The organism is Pseudokineococcus marinus (assembly GCF_013004605.1).
Lineage (GTDB): Bacteria > Actinomycetota > Actinomycetes > Actinomycetales > Quadrisphaeraceae > Pseudokineococcus > Pseudokineococcus marinus.
In genome coordinates this window covers 1-4,750 of the sequence record NZ_JABEMA010000240.1, presented here as the reverse complement: position 1 = coordinate 4,750, position 4,750 = coordinate 1, and the positions used below count along the sequence as shown (strand labels likewise).

The window sequence follows — 4,750 nt, the reverse complement described above, 5'->3', positions numbered from 1 at the left end:
GCCTGGCCGACGCCCTCGTCCTCGAGGCCGCCGCGGACGCCGATGAGACCGACGCCCGCGCCCAGGCGCTGCTGGGCCACTGGCTCTACGCGAACGGCCGGCGCGAGGACGCCGCCGACGCCTGGCGCGCCAGCGCCCGGGCGACCGAGCGCGCGGGCGGAGCACCGGACGCCGTCGTCTGGCGCAACCGCGGGCTCGCCGCCCACGACGTCGACGGCGACCCCGAGGAGGCCCGCCGCTGCTACGACGTCGCGCTCGCCGCCGACCCGGGGAGCGCGCGCCTCGTCTACGAGAGCGACCAGCTGGACGCCCGCCGCGGCGTCCCCGCGGCGCAGCGGCTGCGGCGCCTCGAGGCGGTCCGCCCCCTCGTGGCCGCCCGGGACGACACGACGGTCCAGCTGGCGCACCTGCTCCTCGACGTCGGCCGCACGGACGAGGCGCGGGACCTGCTTGCGGGGCGCACCTTCCAGCCGTGGGAGGGCGGTGAGGGCGAGGTGCTCCGCGCCTGGGAGCGGGCGTGCCGGCTCAGCGCCCACCGGGCCGCCGGCGAGCCGGGGGGTGCGGCGGCCGCGCTGGCGCACCTCGACGCCGCGCTCGTGCCGCCGGCCACCCTCGGCGAGGCCCGCCACCCCCTGGCCAGCACGGCGGAGCTGCTCCTGCTGCGCGGCGACGCGCTCGCGCTCCTCGGGGAGCACGACGCCGCCGCGGCGGCCTGGGCGTCGGCGGCCGCCGACGCCGGCGACTTCACCGCCATGGCCGCCGAGGAGCACTCCGAGGCGACCGCCGCCCGCGTCGTCGCGCTGCGCCGCCTGGACCGGGACGCGGAGGCCGACGCGCTCACCGACGCCCTCGGCGCGCACGCGGAGCACCTGGCGGCCCAGCCGGCCGTCGTCGACTACTTCGCCACGTCGCTGCCGGCGCTGCTGCTCTTCGCCGCCGACCCGGGCACCGCGCTCAGCAGCCGCGTGGAGCACCTGCGGGCGCAGGTCGAGCTCCTGCGGGGCCGCCCCGCCGCCGCGGCGCACCGGCTGGCGCGGCTGCTCGAGCGCCACCCGGACCTGCACGACGCCGCCGACCTGGCCGCGCACCCCCATCTCGGGCTGCGCCCCGCCGCGCTCCCGCCCCCCGACCGGCCCGAACGGGACCACGGGCCCGGCACCGCCGCCGGACCCGCTCCCGGACCCGCTCCCGGACCCGCCTCCGGACCCGCTCCGGGACCGTCCGACGACCAGCTCCTCCCCGCACCTGTCCTGCACCGCGCCGACGACGCCGCCCGGAGATGACGCCATGAGCCCCATCCGCACCGCACACGCCCGCACCTCGCGCGGCCCGGCCGCCCTGGCGGCCCCGTCCCGCCGCAGCTTCCTCGTCGCCGTCGCCGCCGGGCTGGGCAGCAGCGCCGTGCTCAGCGGCTGCGTGGGCTCCGGCGGCACCGAGAGCGCCCCGGCCGGGGGCGGCGGCGCCTCCGGCGGAGGGGGCCTCGTCCTGCAGAACTCCATCCAGGACGAGGGCCCCAAGGCCGCGCTCACCACGCTCGTCGAGGAGTACACCGCGGAGCCGGTGACGATGAACTCCGTCGCCACCGAGCAGTTCCGCGCCCAGCTGTCGACGTACCTCACCTCGCCCAACCCGCCGGACGTCATCAGCTGGTACGCCGGATCGGTCGCCAACACCTACGCCGACCAGGGCCTGCTGCTCGACGTCTCCGACCTGTGGACCGGCGACGGGGCGTGCGCGTCCTTCCCGCCGGCGCTCAAGGCGCTGTCCACCTCGGGCGACGACGCGCAGATCTTCGTGCCGACCAACTACTACTGGTGGTCGATCTTCTACAAGAAGTCGGCGTTCGAGAAGTGGGGCGTGACCCCGCCGGAGACGTGGGACGAGTTCATCGCGCTGTGCGAGGACCTGCAGGGGCAGGGCGTCATCCCGCTGACCAACGGCATCGGCACGACCCCGTGGATGGCCTCGGGCTGGTTCGACTACCTCGACCTGCGCGTCAACGGCGCGCAGTACCACCGCGAGCTGCTCGCCGGCGAGCACGCCTTCACCGACCCCGAGGTCGTCGCGGTGATGGACCGCTACGCCGAGATCCTCCCCTTCTTCCACCCGGACCAGGCGTCCTGGGACAACCAGCAGGCCGCCGTGCCCTTCGTCCAGGACGAGGCGGCGATGTACCTCATCGGCGCCTTCCTCACGAACTACGTGCCCGAGGACCAGCTCGACGACCTCGACTTCTTCTCCGTGCCCGTCATCGACCCGAGCATCCCGAGCGCCGAGGAGGCGCCCACCGACGGGTTCTTCGCCTCCGCGGGCACCGCCGACCCCGAGGGCACGAAGGCCTTCCTGTCCTACCTCGCCTCCGCGGAGAGCCAGGCGCAGTGGATCGCCGAGTCGGGCTCGGCCAACCTGCCGACGAACCCGGACGTCGACACCTCCGGCTTCTCCCCGCTCGTCCAGAAGGGCATCGCGCTGCTCGCCGGCACCGAGGAGATCACGCAGTTCTTCAACCGCGACTCCTCCGACGCCCTGCAGACGACGGCGGACACCGCGCTGACGCAGTTCATCGCCAATCCCGGCGACGTCCAGCAGATCCTCGAGCAGTGGCAGCAGGCGGCCGAGGCGGTCTGGAGCTCATGACCGTGCTCGAGCGGACCCCGGGGCGCTCGGGGCCGCGGTCGGGATCGGGTGCCGGCTCGGACCCCGCCGCGGCGCGGCGGCCCGGCCCGCGGCTGCGGGCTGCCCGGCGCGTGCCGCCGCTGGTGTGGGCGTTCCTGCTCGTGCCCCTCGCCGTCGAGATGTTCTGGGTCTTCTGGCCGGCGCTCAACAGCTTCTCGCTGTCCTTCACCCGCTGGCGCGGCGTCGGCCCCGCCGAGCCGGTGGGCTGGGCCAACTACCAGCGCATGCTCGACGACCCGGTCTTCGCGACGGCGCTCGTCAACAACGTCGTCTGGGTCGTCGGCTTCGGCGGCCTGTCCGTCGCCGGCGGCCTCGCGCTCGCGGTGGCGCTCAACCGACCCGGTCGCGGCGTCGGCGTCTACCGCAGCGCCATCTACCTGCCCATGGTCATCTCGCTCGCCGTCACCGGGCTCTTCTGGCGGGTGCTCTACCAGCCCGACGGGCTCGTCGACCGCGTGCTCACGCCCGTCGGGCTCGGCGGGACGGCGTGGCTCGCGAACCCCGACACCGCCCTCTACGCGGTGCTCGTGGCCGCCGTCTGGCGCCAGGTCGGCTACATCATGGTGCTCTACCTGGCGGGCCTGAAGGGCGTCGACGCGAGCCTCGAGGAGGCCGCCGCGGTCGACGGCGCCAACGCGTGGCAGCGCTTCTGGCGCATCGTCGTCCCGCAGCTGCGCGGGGTGAGCACGGTGGTCTTCGCCGTCACCGTCATCGACTCGCTGCGGACCTTCGACATCGTCTGGGCGATGACGCGGGGCGGCCCGTACAACCAGACGCAGCTGCTCTCGACCTACATGTTCCAGCAGAGCTTCTCGCTCGTGGACCTCGGCTACGGCTCCGCGCTGGCCGTCGTCATCTTCCTGCTGGCGATCGGCTTCATCATCACCTACCTCGTGCGCCAGGCCCGGGCGGAGGACTGACATGACGACGTCCGCACCCCCCGCCTCCGTGGCGACGGCGCCCGCGCAGCCCCCCGCGCGTCGGCCGCGCCGCACGGGCCGCTCGCCGTGGTTCCACGTCGTCATGGTCCCGTTCACGGTCCTGTGGCTGCTGCCGCTGGCCTTCATCGTCGTGCTGGCGTTCCGCTCGTTCGACGACGTCGCCTCGCGCGGCATCGGCGCCCTGCCGGCCAGCTTCACGCTCGACGCCTTCACCGAGGCCGTCACCCGCGGCGACCTCGGCCGCGCGCTGCTCAACAGCGGGATCGTCACCGTCATCACGGTCGTGCTGTCCCTCGTGCTGGCCAGCTGGGCCGCCTTCGCGCTCGCCCGGTTCCGCATCCCGTTCCGGCGGACCGTGCTGCTCGTCATGCTCGCGGGCAACCTGCTGCCCCCGCAGATCCTCCTCGTGCCCGTCTCGCGCATCACCCAGTCCCTCGGCCTGTACGACTCCCTCGCGGCGCTCGTCGTCGTCCAGGTCGGCTTCGGGCTCGGCTTCTACACGTTCGTGCTCCACGGCTTCGTGCGGAACCTGCCGCAGGAGGTCTTCGAGGCCGCGCTCATCGACGGCGCCGGCACGCTGAGGACCTACCGGTCGATCGTCCTGCCGCTCACCCGGCCGGCGCTCGCGGCCCTGGCGGCGCTCGCGACGACCTGGGTGTTCAACGACCTCATCTGGGCGATGACGGTGCTGCGCACCGAGACCCGCTTCCCCATCACCGCGGCGCTGCTCAACCTCCAGGGCGGCTACTCGACGTCGTGGAACGTGCTGGCCGCGGGCTGCCTGCTGGCGGCGCTGCCGACGGCGCTCGTCTTCTTCGCCTTCCAGAAGCACTTCGTCTCCGGCCTGCTGGTGGGCTCGGACAAGTGACGGCCGGCTGGGCGCCGGAGCCGCTCGCCGTCCGAACCGACCTCGCCCGCGGGGGCCGCTGGACGTCGCTCGCCGCGCCGGGCCGGGAGTGGCTGTGGCACCACCCCGACCCGGCGGTGCAGGCGGCGCGCGCGAGCGCCGTCGGGCCCGCCTTCGTCGACGCGGGCGGCGGCGAGGAGTGCCTCCCCACGGTGGACGGCGACCCCGACCACGGGGCGGTGTGGCCGCTCGCCTGGCAGCCGGGCGCGCGCGAGGGCGAGGCGGC

Annotated in this window: 3 protein-coding genes and 2 pseudogenes; all 5 read left to right on the top strand. The window is 74.8% G+C overall.

Annotated features, from left to right (window positions below):
- A pseudogene (locus HLB09_RS13080) lies at positions 1-1,283 on the top strand (hypothetical protein); the annotation flags it as partial.
- A 4-nt stretch (positions 1,284-1,287) separates the two neighbouring features.
- Positions 1,288-2,637: an ABC transporter substrate-binding protein gene (locus tag HLB09_RS13075; RefSeq protein ID WP_171203787.1), complete on the top strand. Its 1,350-nt coding sequence runs from the start codon at positions 1,288-1,290 to the stop codon at positions 2,635-2,637.
- The gene (locus tag HLB09_RS13070; protein ID WP_212771042.1) at positions 2,601-3,596 is read left to right on the top strand and encodes a carbohydrate ABC transporter permease; all 996 of its coding nucleotides are present in this window, start codon (positions 2,601-2,603) and stop codon (positions 3,594-3,596) included. The genes HLB09_RS13075 and HLB09_RS13070 overlap by 37 nt, the downstream gene beginning before the upstream one ends.
- A 1-nt stretch (position 3,597) precedes the next feature.
- Positions 3,598-4,485: a carbohydrate ABC transporter permease gene (locus HLB09_RS13065; RefSeq protein ID WP_171203786.1), complete on the top strand. Its 888-nt coding sequence runs from the start codon at positions 3,598-3,600 to the stop codon at positions 4,483-4,485.
- Positions 4,482-4,750: pseudogene (locus HLB09_RS13060) on the top strand (hypothetical protein); the annotation flags it as partial. The gene HLB09_RS13065 and the pseudogene HLB09_RS13060, both read left to right, overlap by 4 nt.

Bases quoted from the DNA above. Each gene is read 5' to 3' on its own strand.
- HLB09_RS13075 (WP_171203787.1), top strand. From the start codon at position 1,288: ATGAGCCCCATCCGCACCGCACACGCCCGCACCTCGCGCGGCCCGGCC.
- HLB09_RS13065 (WP_171203786.1), top strand. From the start codon at position 3,598: ATGACGACGTCCGCACCCCCCGCCTCCGTGGCGACGGCGCCCGCGCAG.